Source organism: Pectobacterium sp. 1950-15 (genome assembly GCF_037136835.1).
GTDB lineage: Bacteria > Pseudomonadota > Gammaproteobacteria > Enterobacterales > Enterobacteriaceae > Pectobacterium.
Genome location: NZ_JBBBQR010000013.1, coordinates 119,644 through 133,806, shown reverse-complemented (window position 1 = coordinate 133,806; position 14,163 = coordinate 119,644). Strand labels below are relative to the sequence as shown.

The 14,163-nt window shown below is 51.9% G+C and carries 12 protein-coding genes; 4 read left to right on the top strand and 8 right to left on the bottom strand.

Annotated elements, in window-relative coordinates; all coding sequences use genetic code 11:
- The 7 genes from rbsR to WCT94_RS15365 form a co-directional block, all read right to left on the bottom strand.
- On the bottom strand, window positions 1–995 hold a 995-nt coding region (gene rbsR / locus WCT94_RS15395; protein WP_336870240.1), incomplete at its 3' end, for a ribose operon transcriptional repressor RbsR.
- Window positions 996–998: 3 nt separating this feature from the next.
- Entirely contained in the window at window positions 999–1,925 is a 927-nt protein-coding gene (gene rbsK / locus WCT94_RS15390; RefSeq protein ID WP_336870239.1) for a ribokinase, read from the bottom strand.
- Window positions 1,926–1,999: 74 nt separating this feature from the next.
- On the bottom strand, window positions 2,000–2,887 hold the full coding sequence (gene rbsB / locus WCT94_RS15385) for a ribose ABC transporter substrate-binding protein RbsB (RefSeq protein WP_005976509.1): 888 nt from the start codon (window positions 2,885–2,887) through the stop codon (window positions 2,000–2,002).
- Window positions 2,888–2,912: 25 nt separating this feature from the next.
- Window positions 2,913–3,881, bottom strand: a complete 969-nt coding sequence (rbsC, locus tag WCT94_RS15380) for a ribose ABC transporter permease (RefSeq protein ID WP_015842315.1) — start codon at window positions 3,879–3,881, stop codon at window positions 2,913–2,915.
- A 7-nt stretch (window positions 3,882–3,888) separates the two neighbouring features.
- Window positions 3,889–5,394, bottom strand: a complete 1,506-nt coding sequence (gene rbsA / locus WCT94_RS15375; protein WP_336870238.1) for a ribose ABC transporter ATP-binding protein RbsA — start codon at window positions 5,392–5,394, stop codon at window positions 3,889–3,891.
- Window positions 5,395–5,401: 7 nt separating this feature from the next.
- On the bottom strand, window positions 5,402–5,821 hold the full coding sequence (gene rbsD / locus WCT94_RS15370) for a D-ribose pyranase (RefSeq protein ID WP_039533593.1): 420 nt from the start codon (window positions 5,819–5,821) through the stop codon (window positions 5,402–5,404).
- Between the two features lie 349 nt (window positions 5,822–6,170).
- The gene (locus WCT94_RS15365) at window positions 6,171–6,566 is read right to left on the bottom strand and encodes a YgiW/YdeI family stress tolerance OB fold protein (protein WP_180785902.1); all 396 of its coding nucleotides are present in this window, start codon (window positions 6,564–6,566) and stop codon (window positions 6,171–6,173) included.
- Between the two features lie 259 nt (window positions 6,567–6,825).
- On the opposite strand from WCT94_RS15365, the gene qseB reads away from it, so the two are divergent.
- Together qseB and qseC are read left to right on the top strand one after the other, a co-directional pair.
- The gene (gene qseB / locus WCT94_RS15360; RefSeq protein ID WP_336870237.1) at window positions 6,826–7,488 is read left to right on the top strand and encodes a quorum sensing response regulator transcription factor QseB; all 663 of its coding nucleotides are present in this window, start codon (window positions 6,826–6,828) and stop codon (window positions 7,486–7,488) included.
- The gene (qseC, locus tag WCT94_RS15355) at window positions 7,485–8,834 is read left to right on the top strand and encodes a quorum sensing histidine kinase QseC (RefSeq protein ID WP_336870236.1); all 1,350 of its coding nucleotides are present in this window, start codon (window positions 7,485–7,487) and stop codon (window positions 8,832–8,834) included. The genes qseB and qseC overlap by 4 nt, the downstream gene beginning before the upstream one ends.
- Window positions 8,835–8,971: 137 nt before the next feature.
- Here qseC and kup read toward each other — a convergent pair whose 3' ends face one another.
- Entirely contained in the window at window positions 8,972–10,840 is a 1,869-nt protein-coding gene (kup, locus tag WCT94_RS15350; protein WP_336870235.1) for a low affinity potassium transporter Kup, read from the bottom strand.
- A 332-nt stretch (window positions 10,841–11,172) separates the two neighbouring features.
- On the opposite strand from kup, the gene ravA reads away from it, so the two are divergent.
- Both ravA and viaA read left to right on the top strand, forming a co-directional pair.
- Window positions 11,173–12,672 carry an ATPase RavA gene (gene ravA, locus WCT94_RS15345; RefSeq protein WP_336870234.1) on the top strand — a complete coding sequence of 500 codons (1,500 nt, stop codon included), beginning with the start codon at window positions 11,173–11,175 and terminating at the stop codon, window positions 12,670–12,672.
- Window positions 12,673–12,677: 5 nt separating this feature from the next.
- Window positions 12,678–14,162 (top strand): ATPase RavA stimulator ViaA, encoded by a 1,485-nt coding sequence (viaA, locus tag WCT94_RS15340; RefSeq protein WP_336870233.1) that lies wholly within the window; start codon window positions 12,678–12,680, stop codon window positions 14,160–14,162.
- Window position 14,163: the final 1 nt, after the last annotated feature.

Below are 14,163 nucleotides of genomic sequence, written 5' to 3'. Positions count from 1 at the left end.
CACCTTACAGACTGGCGTACCATCAATTCCGGCGTCAACACCAGTGCATTAGGTTCAGTATTGGGATGTTCCAGGCGATATAAGAGTGTATCCACCGCTAATTCGCCAAGTTCATCCTTCGGTTGATGAACGGTAGTAAGAGGTGGGGACATATAGCGGGCTAGCTCAATGTCATCGTAACCCACAACCGCCATGTCTTGAGGAATCGAAAGCCCTGCCTGATAAAGCGCATGGTAAACACCAACGGCCATCGCATCATTACTGGTGAACACCGCTTCGGGTTTATCTTCCAGCGCTAACAACTGCTGCATAGCGCGATAGCCTGCTTCGAATTCAAAATCGCCAAAAATTTCATAGTCCGCGGGAACAGAGAGCCCAGCGAACTGCATCGCCTGCCGATAGCCTTCCAGTCGGTTATAGGCTGTCGTCTTATCTTTCGGGCCCGCAATGCAGGCTATCTTTTTATAGCCACGAGAAATGAGGTAATTGGTCGCGATCTCTCCACCGAGCAGAGAGTTGTCTTTAATGACGTCCATGACGCCTTCAAAGGGGGCCCAATCCATCATGACCATAGGAATAGAAGGATAGCGGCTCATCATTTCGGGCAAAGGGCGATGGCTTTCGGTACACATCAGCAGTACGCCGTCGACCCGCTTTTGTAGCAGCGTTTCAAGGCTATGGCTCATTCTGTCGCGATCGCCTTCGGTGTTGCACAGAATCAGGCTATAGCCCCGCTCATAGCAACAACGCTCAACGCCACGTACCACTTCAGCATAAAACGGGTTATTACTGGCAGTGAGCAACATGCCGATGGTGCGGGTCTGGTTTATCTTCAGACTTCTGGCCAGCGCAGAGGGCGCATAGTTGAGATCCTCAACGGCCTTCATCACTTTTTCGCGAATGGTATCGCTGACAAAGCGATTGTTATTAATAACGTGGGATACAGTAGAAGTAGAAACGCCCGCAAGACGGGCGACATCTTTCATGGTGGCCAAAGATCACCCCTGGGTTTGCAAAAATTCGTCGATCTCTTCACGCCATGGGACAGAGGGCTGAGCGCCTCGGCGAGTAACCGCTATCGCCGCTGCCGCATGAGCAAATTTTACGGCGGAGGACATCGGTTTATTTTCCAGCAACGCGGTAACAAGCGCACCATTAAATGTATCCCCGGCGGCAATAGTATCCACGGCTTTTACACGATACCCCGGAATACGCTGCCCCTGGCCGTTTTCACTTAGCCATACACCACGGCTACCCAACGTGATGAGAACCGTTTCAATGCCTTTATCGTGCAGAACCTGTGCTGCGCGAGCCGCATCGTCTTCCGTCTCAACGGTAATTCCCGTCAGGAACTGCGCTTCGGTTTCATTCGGCGTGATCATATTGACCAGCGATAACAGTTCATCAGGCAGTTCACGTGCAGGGGCGGGGTTAAGAATCACTTTCGTCTGGTGTTCATGCGCCAGTTTGGCTGCTGCGATGACCGTTTCCAACGGCGACTCAAGCTGCATCAGCAACGCCGAGGCATCCATAATGTGTTGCTGATGACGATGAAGGTAATCAGTCGTCACGGCAGCATTCGCGCCGGCGTTAATCGCGATCATGTTCTCAGCGTCGGCGTTAACAAAAATCAGTGCAACACCGGTTGTTTCCCCGGAGATAGCCTCGACGGCGGAAACATCAATATTGTCCTTGGATAACTGCTGGCAAATACGGGTGCCAATATCATCGTCTCCGACGCAGGCAATAAAGGCGATGTCTGCACCGCTTCGGCCAGCGGCAACGGCCTGATTGGCGCCTTTCCCACCGAAAGCAACGCTATATTGCTCACCGATCACTGTTTCGCCTGGGCGGGGAAATTGCTCAAGATTGAGAATATGGTCAGCATTAATACTGCCCAGCACCACCAGCTTACCCGTTTTCATTATGTCGAATCCCGCTACTACGTTAATAATGCGCCACCACAAACGGGTGGCGCGAGCCCTGCTTTATTCTTTAATTATTTTGCTACCAGCTTCAGGTCAACCGGAATGATGGCCTGCGTTTTTTCGCCTTTCAGCACCTTTGCAGCAGTTTCGATACCGATCACACCGATCTGATCGGGACGCTGAGCAACCGTTGCCGCCAGCTTGCCTGATTCAACAGCCTTCACGCCATCCTGCGTACCGTCAAAACCGACGACCAGCACATCAGTCTTGCCTGCAGTTTGCAGCGCACGCAGTGCACCCAACGCCATTTCATCGTTCTGAGCAAATACCGCTTGAACGTCAGGGTGCGCGGTCAGCAGGTTCTGCATCACGTTCAGCCCTTTAGTACGATCGAAGTCGGCCGGTTGGCTGGCCAGCATAGCGAATTTATTTTTCTCAGCAGATTTCATGAAGCCCGCACCACGCTCACGCGCGGCAGACGTTCCGGCAATCCCTTCCAGTTGAATAACTTTAGCGCCTTCACCCAGTTTCTTGGCGATGAAGTCACCAGCCACTTTACCACCGAAGGCGTTATCAGAAGCAACGTGGCTCACCACTTCACCACTGCTTGCAACGCGGTCCAGCGTAATAACAGGGATCTTGGCCTGGTTCGCCATTTTAATCGCATTACCGACCGCATCAGAATCGGTCGGGTTGATCAGCAGAACTTTGGTTCCACGTACCGTCAAATCCTGAACGTTAGCCAGTTCTTTCGCTGGGTTATTCTGTGAATCCAGCACGATCAGCTCGTAACCCAGTTTGTCAGCTTCTTTCTGCGCACCCTCTTTCATTGAAACAAAGAACGGGTTATTCAGCGTAGAAACCACCAGAGCAACCGTATCTTTGGCCAAGGCATTAGCACTGACAGTCGCGCTCAGCGCAACAGCGGAAACCAGAGTAGCCAGCTTTTTCATATTCATAACTCAATTCCTGTGTGAATGAAGGTTATTTACTGCTTTTGTTATCTACCAGAACCGCCAGCAAAATGACGACTGCTTTAACGATCATTTGGTAGTAAGAAGAAACACCTAATAAATTCAGTCCGTTGTTGAGGAAACCAAGGATAAGTGCGCCGATCAGCGTGCCAACGATACGCCCTTTTCCTCCAGCCAGACTGGTGCCGCCCAATACCACCGCCGCGATGGCATCCAGTTCATACCCTGTCCCCGCCGTAGGCTGTGCAGAGGACAAACGTGCAACTTCGATAATTCCCGCCAGGGCAGACAGCAGCCCACACAGGGAATAGACAATAATCTTGATTTTATCAACGCTGATGCCGGACAAACGGGTAGCAGATTCATTGCCGCCCAGCGCATAGATATAGCGTCCCAGACGCGTATGGTGCAGCATGTACCAAGCCGCTGCGAACACGATAGCCATGATCCAGATTGGCGTCGGAATCCCCAGCGGACGACCGATGCCGAACCAGCCAAAAGCATCCGCCACATCGGAAAAGCCGGTATTAATCGGGCTGCCGTTGGTATAGACCATCGTCACACCGCGCAGCAGCAACATCATGACCAGCGTAGCGATAAACGCCTGCACTTTACCTTTGGAGACAATGACGCCGGTGCCCGCGCCAATCAGCGCCCCCAGCGCCAACGCGCCAAACACAGCCACCAGCGCATTGACTTCCAGCCCGACGATGGAAGCTGCAACAGCCCCCGTCAATGCCAGTAGTGAACCCACTGACAAATCGATGCCCGAGGTTAGAATCACCAGCGTCATACCAACGGCCATGATGGCGTTCACCGACGTCTGCTGAAGAATATTGAACAGGTTATTCAGGGTGAAAAAGTTAGGGCTCATAGCGGAAACAATCGCAATAAGGATCAGGAGCGCGATCAGCGATTTCTGCTCCAGTAACCACTCTTTGCTGAACCAGCGTTTTGCCGCGATAGATTGAGAACTCATGTCTGACTTACTCCTGCTTTGCGCCGTATTGCTTACCAACGGCCGCAGCCATCAGTACTTCCTGGGTTGCTTGCTCAATCGGGAAATCACCGCTCAAGCGCCCTTCATGCATCACAATGATGCGATCGCTCATTCCCAAGACTTCGGGCATTTCGGATGACACCAATATGATACTCAACCCTTCTTCTTTGAATTGATTGATTAACTGATAAATTTCTTTCTTCGCCCCGACATCGACGCCACGCGTCGGTTCATCGAGGATCAGGACATTCGGGCGCGTCATCAGGCCGCGGGCTATCGCCACTTTCTGCTGATTACCGCCGGAAAGCAGGCCGATAGGCTGCTCCATTGATGGCGTTTTAACATTGAACAGGCGAATAAAGTCGGCAACCGTCAATTGCTCTTCGGCGTGTTTCAGACGACCACCCGCATGGCTGAAGTAGCGCAGCGCGGTTAACGACATGTTTTCTTTTACCGACATGCCCAACACCAAACCATCACGCTTACGGTCTTCCGATATGTAAACGATGCCGTTCGCCAAACCATCCTGCGGTTTTCGGGTCACCACGTCGCGGCCATCAAGCGTCACATTGCCGCCAGTGCGCGGCAATGCGCCGTAAAGAATCTTCATCAGTTCGGTACGACCCGCGCCCATCAGCCCAGCGACGCCAAGAATTTCGCCTTTCCGCACTGTAAAGCTGACGCTGTCGACGCCCGGCCCAGACAGGTTTTGCACCTTCAGACGAACCTCTCCTGGCGCTTTATTCGAACGCGGGTACTGATCTTCCAGCTTACGGCCCACCATCATTTCAATCAGCGTATCTTCCTGTAAGTCACTGACCGGGCGCTCGCCGATGAACTGACCATCGCGGAACACGGTAATGTCATCGCAGATTTCAAAGATTTCTTTCAGGCGGTGGGAAATATAGACAATGCCGCATCCTTGAGATTGCAGCTCTTTGATCACGCTGAATAGCGAAGCGGTTTCGGTATCCGTCAGAGCATCGGTAGGTTCATCCATGATGATGACTTTCGATTCAAAGCTCAGCACCTTGGCAATTTCCACCATTTGCTGATCGCCAATCGATAAATCCCCGACCATACGACGGCTGTCGTAGCGCAGATTCAGGCGCTTCAGCAGCTTGTCGGCTTCCGCATACATCTTATTCCAGTCGAGGCGGCCAAAGCGGTTGGTAAACTCACGCCCGAGAAAAATATTCTCGGCAATCGTAAGCTGGGGAATCAGGTTAAGTTCCTGATGGATAATACCGATACCAGCTTCCTGAGACGCTTTCGGCCCGTTGAAATCCACCTCCTGCCCCAGAAAATGGATGCTGCCGGCATCTTTACGGTAGATCCCGGTCAGGACTTTCATCATGGTGGACTTGCCCGCACCGTTCTCGCCCACCAGCGCCATCACTTTCCCCGGATAGACGTTGAGCGCCGCACCGGACAGCGCTTTAACGCCGGGAAAAGATTTCGTGATGCCTTGCAGTTGCAGTAAAGGTTGCATGGATGCCTCAGAACGTTACGCCAGCACACAGGATGACATTGGCATATGGAGAGCACTCTCCGCTGCGAATGATGGCCCGGCTTTTGCCGCTTTGGGTTTTAAATTCTTCATGGCTAACATAGTGCAATGCAATTGAGTTTCCCTGGTGTTGTTCAAGTTGCTTCAATTGATCGAGTAATGCGTCATGGACTGTGGGGTTCTTTTCAATAATCTCTTCCGCCAGAATAGCGGCCTCGACCTGCATTTCACTGGTGACCACACTCACCACCTGCAAAAACGTCGGCACGTTATGTGTTAACGCCAGATCGATACGCGTCGTCGTTTCTGGAATCGGCAAACCCGCATCACCAATCACAAGGCTATCGGTATGCCCCAGTCGAGAAATCACGGAAGAAATATCTGAATTCAATAATGCTGCTTTTTTCATCTTCTCACCCCACCAGCGAAACGTTTCGCTAATAACATTCTAGAAAAAGAAGAGAGAAAGGCAACGAAGAGATAAAAAAAATGTGATCGCTATCGAAACGTTTCGCTAACAAAAAAACAAAGAGAACGAGAGGCTGTTATATGCCCTAAATAATTCGAGTTTCAGGACAAAAACGGCAAAGCGTTTTTGAACAGCGCTTGCGCTGGCCCCGAAGGGGTGAGGCCCACGACGGGCCGAGTATTTGAACGCAGCCAACGCACATGCAACTTGAAGTATGACGGGTATAGCTGACTGATAAATAGAGAAATGGCGGGCACCGGCCCGCCAAAAGAGAATTGAGGATAACAATTTAGAGTTTACGAATCTGCTTCACATCCAGTTCGACGGAATTGAAGTCTTTATCCAGTTCCCCCTGAATTTCCACTTTATCGGTAGGTGAAACCATCTGGCCATTCCAGCGTTTGTGATCGATCTCGACTTCCATCGTGCCCGTCGCATCGCGGAACAAATAATTCTCATCACCGATCCGTTTTTCAATATTGCCGCTCAGCGTAACCCAACTGTCGTCACGCAGATCTTTAGCCTTATCTACCGTGGTGAGGGAATTCTGGGGATCAACAAATCCCCCTTTATGTGTACCAACCGCTGGCGTTTCAGGATTGACGAAACCACCGCCGCTTTGCGCGGCAAATACCGGTGCAGAAACCAGAGCGGTAATGGCGAGTAACGCAGCTGCTTTTTTCATATTTTACCTTCCTTATTTTGCCTGTCGTTTCACAGTCAACTGTTTCGCAGTCAACCTGCGGGAGTAATCGGTCTTCGGGAAGGATTAAAACAAACCGTTCTTAACAGAATCTTAAGGAATCAGCGTCTGCATTTTTATTTTTTTATATTGCCGACATCGCCCGCTTTCAGCGATTTGTCCTGTACACATCGCCCCCCGATTTCGTATAAAACCGGAAAAGGCGCAAACGCGACAGCGACACATTCCTTGCGAGGCAGCCATGAGAATATTGTTAATTGAAGACGATCGCCTGATTGGCGACGGCCTGAAAGCAGGGCTTAACAAACTGGGTTTTAATATTGACTGGTTTACGGAAGGTAAAGCGGGTGCCGCTGCCTTGAAGGCAGCCCCCTATGATGCGGTGGTGCTCGATCTCAGCCTGCCGGGTATGGACGGGATGGATATCCTGCGCCAGTGGCGTCAGGCTGGACATGACGAACCGGTGCTGATTCTGACCGCCCGCGATGCGCTGGAACAGCGTGTGGAAGGGCTGCAGCAAGGCGCCGACGATTATTTATGTAAGCCCTTTGCGCTGACGGAGGTTGCCGCTCGTCTGCAGGCGCTGATTCGCCGTCGTCACGGTCAGCTTCAACCAGCATTAACGCACGGTGCGGTTTCCCTTGAGTCGGGCTCACGAAACGTCACGCTTAACAATGAACCGCTGATACTAAAATCTCGCGAACTGGCGCTGCTGGAACTGTTTTTGCTCAACCCGAACCGTGTGCTCACACGCGCGCAGTTGGAAGAAAAGCTCTACGGGTGGGACGATGACGTCTCCAGCAATGCCGTAGAAGTGCACATCCACCACCTGCGCAAAAAGCTGGGCAGCGGGTTTATCCGTACAGTGCATGGCGTTGGCTATATTCTGGGAGGCGCACCATGAACCGACTCAGCCTGCGCTTACGTCTGATTACCGGTTTCACGCTGCTGACACTGATTTGCTGGGGTGTAGCCAGCCTGCTTTCGTGGTATCAAACGCGCCATAACATCAATGAGCTATTTGATACCCAGCAAATGCTGTTCGCCAAACGTCTGGCCACCATGAATCCTGATGAATTGCGAATCCAGCCGGTGTCCCTGCCCAAAACCAAGAGTCTGGTACATAAGAACCGCGGCAAGCAGGACGATGATGCGCTGGCCTTCGCGATTTTTACTCGCGACGGGGAAATGGTGTTGAACGATGGTGATAACGGCAAAGATTTCATTTTTGACTATACGCGCAACGGCTTCATCGACGGCCAATTACGCGATGATAACGACGCATGGCGCATCGTCTGGCTGACGACGGCGGACAATCGTTACGTGATTGCTGTGGGTCAGGAATGGGAATACCGCCAGGATATGACACTGGATATTGTAAAAACCAACCTGATGCCCTGGCTATTTGCACTACCGATCATGCTGGCACTGCTGTTCTGGCTGGTGACGCGTGAACTCTCACCGCTAAAACGCATTGCCGCCGAGCTTCAGCAGCGTTCCCCCGATGACAGCACCCCGTTGGCAACGCAGAACATCCCGCAAGAAGTTCGCCCGCTGATTAACGCATTAAACCATCTGTTTTCCCGTATCAGCGACATGCTGGTTCGTGAGCGTCGTTTTACCTCCGATGCGGCTCACGAATTGCGTAGCCCGCTGGCGGCGTTGAAAGTTCAAACCGAAGTCGCTCAGTTGGCGCATGACGATGAAACGATGAGGCACCATGCGCTGATTAATCTGGATAAAGGTATCGATCGCGCCACCCGGCTGGTGGATCAGCTCCTGACGCTGTCGCGGCTGGATGCCGAATCGTCCCCCGAAGGGATGCAACCCGTCCAGCTCAATGAATTACTGCAACAGGCCGCGATCGCGCATTACCACGCGGCGCAAAGCGCGGGTATCGAACTCACGCTGGATTTACCGGACACCCCGGTTATTCGGCAGGGTCATCCGTTGCTGTTGACTCTGCTGGTGCGCAATCTGGTGGATAATGCCATTCGCTACAGCAATGCAGGGGGGACGGTAAGCCTGACGCTGACAGAAAATAGCGTTAAGGTCGCCGACAACGGGCCGGGCATCAGCAATGAAGCGCTGGCAAGAATCGGCGAGCGCTTTTATCGCCCACCGGGGCAGGAAAAATCCGGCAGCGGTCTGGGGATTTCCATCGTGAACAACATCGCCAAACTGCACCAGATGCGGGTGACATTCACCAACCAGCCCGAAGGCGGGCTGATTGTGTCGGTGAATTGGTAAAATAGTTAACGTACTAACGCAACTCGGTGTTTGTTATTAGGGAAACACGAGGATGAGGTTCCCGCAGGGATGCCTCGCCTCGTGGTCGACCGTATATCTCGATCTTATCCCAACATAAGATCGTCTATTCGGTTCATTTAAATCTCGACCTGTATCCCCAGCTCGATCAACCTGTTGGGCGGTATTTCAAACTGATCCGCCGCTCGCAGCGCATTACGGCTGAGCATCATGAACAGCTTACCGCGCAGGCGCAGGTACCATGGGCGTTCGCCGATAATCAGCGATTCATTGGACATAAAGAAAGACGTTTCCATCATTTGGCAGGTTAACCCGTCCTGCCAACAGCGCTGAAATACCTCTTCCACATCCGGCGTTTCACGCCAGCCATAGTTGGCAATCACTCGCCAGAACGTCGGCGAAAGCTGTTCAACCGTTACGCGGCGGGCGTTCAGCACATAGGGTGCATCTTCCGTTCGCATGGTTAACAGCACCACGCGCTCATGCAGGATCTTATTGTGCTTCAGGTTATGCAGCAGCGCGAACGGGATCACGCGAGTCGCACGCGAGAAATAGACGGCAGTTCCCGGTACACGCGTCGGCGGCGATTTCTCCAGCGACGCAATCATGGCATCCAGCGAGTTACCGTGTTCATGCAACCGACGCAGCAGCCTGAAGCGCTCGCTTTTCCACGTCGTCATGATAATAAACATCACCATGCCCAGCGCTAGCGGCAGCCAGCCGCCGGACAGAATTTTGACCACGTTCGCCAAAAACATCGGTACATCGATAATCAGCAAGCCCGCCAGCAATACCCACGCCAGATAGCGGTTCCAGAGCCAGTTCTTCAGCGCCACTGTACAGAACAGAATGCTGGTAATCACCATCGTGCCCGTTACCGCAATCCCATAGGCCGCAGCCAAATTGCCCGAATGCTCAAAGCTGACAATCACGATGACGACAGCGATATACAGCATCCAGTTAATGGCAGGGATATAGATCTGACCGGATTCCATATCTGACGTGTGTACAATACGCATCGGTGGCAAGTAGCCCAGCCGTACTGCCTGGCGCGTCAGGGAGAAAACGCCGGAAATGACGGCCTGCGAGGCAATGATTGTCGCCAGCGTCGCCAATATCATCAGTGGAATCAGCGCCCAATCTGGCGCCAGCAGGAAGAAGGGGTTCTTGATCGCTTCAGGGTTCTTCAGCAGCAGCGCCCCCTGCCCGAAGTAATTTAACACCAGCGACGGCAGCACCACCGTAAACCAGGCCAGACGAATCGGGAATTTACCGAAGTGCCCCATATCGGCATACAGCGCCTCGACCCCGGTAATCGCCAGCACCACCGCCCCCAGCGCGAAGAACGACACCGCTTTATATTCGATAAAGAAGCGAACGGCGTACATCGGATTCAACGCCTGCAAAACTTCGGGGTTAGCGATAATACTTCGCGCCCCCAGCACACCGAGCGTTAAAAACCAAATCAGCATCACGGGCGCAAACAGTTTACCTACACTGCCTGTACCGTGTTTTTGAATGATAAAGAGTAATGTCAGAACGACAATCGATAGCGGGACGATATAGCTGTCCATCGACGGCGCGGCAATTTCCAGCCCTTCCATCGCCGACATTACCGAGATGGCTGGCGTGATGACCACTTCTCCATAGAAGAAGCTGCCGCCAATCAACCCCATGATGACCAGCACGGACGTCATGCGATCGGAGGTATTGCGCCCGGCTAGCGACATAAGGGTGAGAATCCCACCTTCGCCAGCGTTGTCAGCACGCATCACATAGGTCAGATATTTCAGCGAAACAACGAGAACCAACAGCCAAAAGATCAGTGAAAGAAAGCCAAAGACCGAGCCAGGCTCGACCCCAAAACCAAACTGCCCTGATAAACATTCCCTTAACGTATAAAGAGGGCTGGTTCCTATATCTCCATAAACCACCCCGATGGCCGCCAGCGTGACCGCCGGAAGCGAACGTTTATGTTCTGAGCTCATAAACCTATCTTCTGTTATTAATCAGTCCGCGAAGCGCGTCATTCACAGCAACTCGTCCAAGAGCGCACAGTATGCACAAATCAGGCTAAAAACCCATTTTTATTATGTGAATCGCCAGCTCAAGCCTCCCTATAAAAGCGGGTTTATTGATTACTGTCGCCATTAGGTTGAATAATTCGTAAAAGTATTCTAATAAAAAACTGTGACCTGTCGTTTAATATTATTATTGTCTTTATAAAAGTAGGGTTTTTCTGAGAGACCGCTTTCCGCGAAGTAATCGGGTTGAGACATAAACAATTTCAATACATCACACATGGGCTAACGGATTAATTATGCGTCAAACTGCGGCATTGGCAGAAAGAATTTCTCGTCTCAGCCATGCACTAGAACACGGGCTCTACGAAAGACAGCACGCCATTCGTCTCTGTCTGCTGGCAGCGCTAAGCGGAGAAAGTGTTTTTCTGCTAGGGCCGCCAGGTATCGCCAAAAGTATGATCGCTCGGCGTCTTAAATTTGCGTTTCGTCACGCGAATGCGTTTGAATACCTGATGACCCGCTTTTCCACCCCAGAAGAAGTATTCGGTCCCCTTTCCATTCAGGCATTAAAAGATGAGGGTCGCTATCAGCGCCTGACCGCTGGCTATCTGCCGGAAGCTGAAATCGTGTTTCTGGATGAGATTTGGAAAGCGGGCCCCGCGATTTTGAACACCCTGCTGACAGCCATTAACGAACGGCACTTCCGTAACGGCAACAGCGAAGACATTATCCCCATGCGCTTGCTGATCGCGGCGTCGAATGAACTGCCGGAGGCGGATGGCGGTTTGGAAGCGCTTTATGACCGCATGCTCATCCGCCTGTGGCTCGATCGTGTCCAGGAAAAACAGAATTTCCGTGCGCTCCTCGTGAACAACAGCAGCGAACGCGATAACCCCGTACTACCTGCTCTCAGTGTCAGCGATGAAGAGTACCAACAGTGGCAGAAAGACATTGAGCACATCGCGCTACCGGAAGCCAGTTTCGAGCTGATTTACACATTACGCCAGCAGCTTGATACGCTAGAGCAGGCACCTTACATTTCCGATCGGCGCTGGAAAAAAGCACTGCGTCTGCTTCAGGCCAGTGCGTTTTTCTGCGGCCGGGATGCCATTACACCAGTGGATATCATCCTGCTGAAAGACTGTCTCTGGCATGACCAAAGCACCTTGGCGCTCATTGAGCGTCAGCTTGAGCTGTTGATCACCGAACACGCCTACCAACAGAGAAATCTGCTGTTCCGCCTACAGCAGGTGAATACCAAACGCCAGCAATACCAACGAGAACAAAGCGAACTACAGGCATTTTCGGTAGAGAAGCAGGGGCACTTCCTCGGCCGGAAAATCCACTACACGCTGCCAGAAACCATCATCACAGATACATTGGATCTGGTATTACAACGCCCGCTGATCTTGCACGATATTGAAGTCAGCCATGTGATTCTTGAAAAGAATGCGCTGCAAAGCTGGCTACAGAAAGGGGGGGAGATTCGAGGTAAGCTCAACGGTATTGGCTTTACCCAACGTCTCGATCTGGCGGTGGACGATCGTCAGCATTTAACCATTCGCGACATCAGTCTGCAAACCTCTATGCTTTCTCTACCGGAAAAGCGAAACAGTGCACTTCCAGCCGACATTATCGATGAATATGAAAAACTAGGTATGCAGCTGCGTGAACAGCGCCGCTTATTCAGTCAGCATCAGCCTTGCCTATTTGTCCAAGGTGAGTGGCTGGCCAAAATAGAAGCCAGTTTGCAACAGGTTGCCGATCTGATCGCTCAATCAAAGCAACAGGATTAACGCCAATGATCACGCTGGAATCACTGGAAATACTTCTGTCTATTGATGAAAACGAACTGCTGGATGAGCTAATCATGACGCTGCTGGCGACACCACAGATCGCGTTCTTTTTTGAAAAATTCCCCAGCCTGAAGTCATCATTACTCAACGATATCCCCAAATGGAAAGAAACCTTAAAGCAGCGCCTGCGTACCACCCAGATACCTCCAGAGCTGGAAAAAGAATTTAGCTGCTATCAACATTCACTATCACTCGACAATCAGACTTTCCAGACGCGCCTCCCTGAGATAATGGATACGCTCAACACCGTGGAATCACCGTTTATAGCCCAGGCTTCACAGCTTATCGACTCCCCTTACCCAGATCGAACCTTAGAACAGAAGCTCACCAATGGGCTTCACGCGCTCTTCCTACAGCGCTGGCGCTTAAGCCTCACCTTGCAAACGGTTTCATTACATCAGCAGTTGATGGAACAAGAGCGGGAAATTCTGTTGGATGAATTACAGCAACGCCTGACGCTCAGCGGTAAGCTCGAACCCATTTTGGTTGAAAATGAAAATGCAGCCGGACGGCTCTGGGATCTCAGCGTAGCACAGCGTATTCACACCGACCCTCGCCCGTTATTGGATTTTGGCGCTTTCCTACAACGCCAACCAGAATTACAGAAACTGGCGGAACAACTGGGGCGCAGCAGGGAAACCAAATCCATCCTTACTCAAGATGCCCCACAGAAAGCCTTTCGGGTAAGCGTACGGGAACCCGCTACCGTGCCTGAACAGGTCAGTGGCATACATCAGAGCGATGACATTTTGCGCTTGATGCCAACCGAGCTGGCTGCTCTGGGCATCAGCGAACTGGAATTCGAGTTTTATCGTCGTCTGTTGGAACATCGCCTGCTGACCTATCGCTTACAAGGTGAGAACTGGCGCGAGAAAATTATGGAACGCCCTGTGATTCATCAGCGAAATGAACAACAGCCGCGTGGCCCCTTCATCGTCTGCGTTGATACATCAGGCTCGATGGGGGGTTTTAACGAACGCTGCGCCAAAGCCTTCTGCCTTGCGCTGATGCGCATCGCGCTCGCCGATAACCGCCGCTGCTACATCATGCTGTTTTCTACCGGCGTGGTGAAATACGAACTCACGTCTGCGGATGGATTAGAGCAGGCGATACGTTTTCTCAGCCAATCCTTCCGTGGCGGTACGGATATGAGCGCCTGTCTGTCAGCATTATTGGATAAGATGGATGAAGCGCTTTGGCATGATGCCGATGCGGTGGTGATTTCAGATTTTATTGCCCAACGATTGCCGGATGAGGTGGTAAATAAGGTGAAAAGCCGCCAGAAGCAGCTACAGCATCGTTTCCATGCTGTAGCGATGTCCGATCACGGCAAACCCGGCATCATGCGCATCTTTGACCATATCTGGCGCTTTGATACCGGATTAAAAAGCCGCTTAATGCGCCGCTGGCAACACGGAAAAACGCATTAAA

Bases quoted from the DNA above. Each gene is read 5' to 3' on its own strand.
- rbsK (WP_336870239.1), bottom strand. From the start codon at position 1,925: ATGAAAACGGGTAAGCTGGTGGTGCTGGGCAGTATTAATGCTGACCAT.
- rbsB (WP_005976509.1), bottom strand. From the start codon at position 2,887: ATGAATATGAAAAAGCTGGCTACTCTGGTTTCCGCTGTTGCGCTGAGC.
- rbsC (WP_015842315.1), bottom strand. From the start codon at position 3,881: ATGAGTTCTCAATCTATCGCGGCAAAACGCTGGTTCAGCAAAGAGTGG.
- rbsA (WP_336870238.1), bottom strand. From the start codon at position 5,394: ATGCAACCTTTACTGCAACTGCAAGGCATCACGAAATCTTTTCCCGGC.
- rbsD (WP_039533593.1), bottom strand. From the start codon at position 5,821: ATGAAAAAAGCAGCATTATTGAATTCAGATATTTCTTCCGTGATTTCT.
- WCT94_RS15365 (WP_180785902.1), bottom strand. From the start codon at position 6,566: ATGAAAAAAGCAGCTGCGTTACTCGCCATTACCGCTCTGGTTTCTGCA.
- qseB (WP_336870237.1), top strand. From the start codon at position 6,826: ATGAGAATATTGTTAATTGAAGACGATCGCCTGATTGGCGACGGCCTG.
- qseC (WP_336870236.1), top strand. From the start codon at position 7,485: ATGAACCGACTCAGCCTGCGCTTACGTCTGATTACCGGTTTCACGCTG.
- kup (WP_336870235.1), bottom strand. From the start codon at position 10,840: ATGAGCTCAGAACATAAACGTTCGCTTCCGGCGGTCACGCTGGCGGCC.
- ravA (WP_336870234.1), top strand. From the start codon at position 11,173: ATGCGTCAAACTGCGGCATTGGCAGAAAGAATTTCTCGTCTCAGCCAT.
- viaA (WP_336870233.1), top strand. From the start codon at position 12,678: ATGATCACGCTGGAATCACTGGAAATACTTCTGTCTATTGATGAAAAC.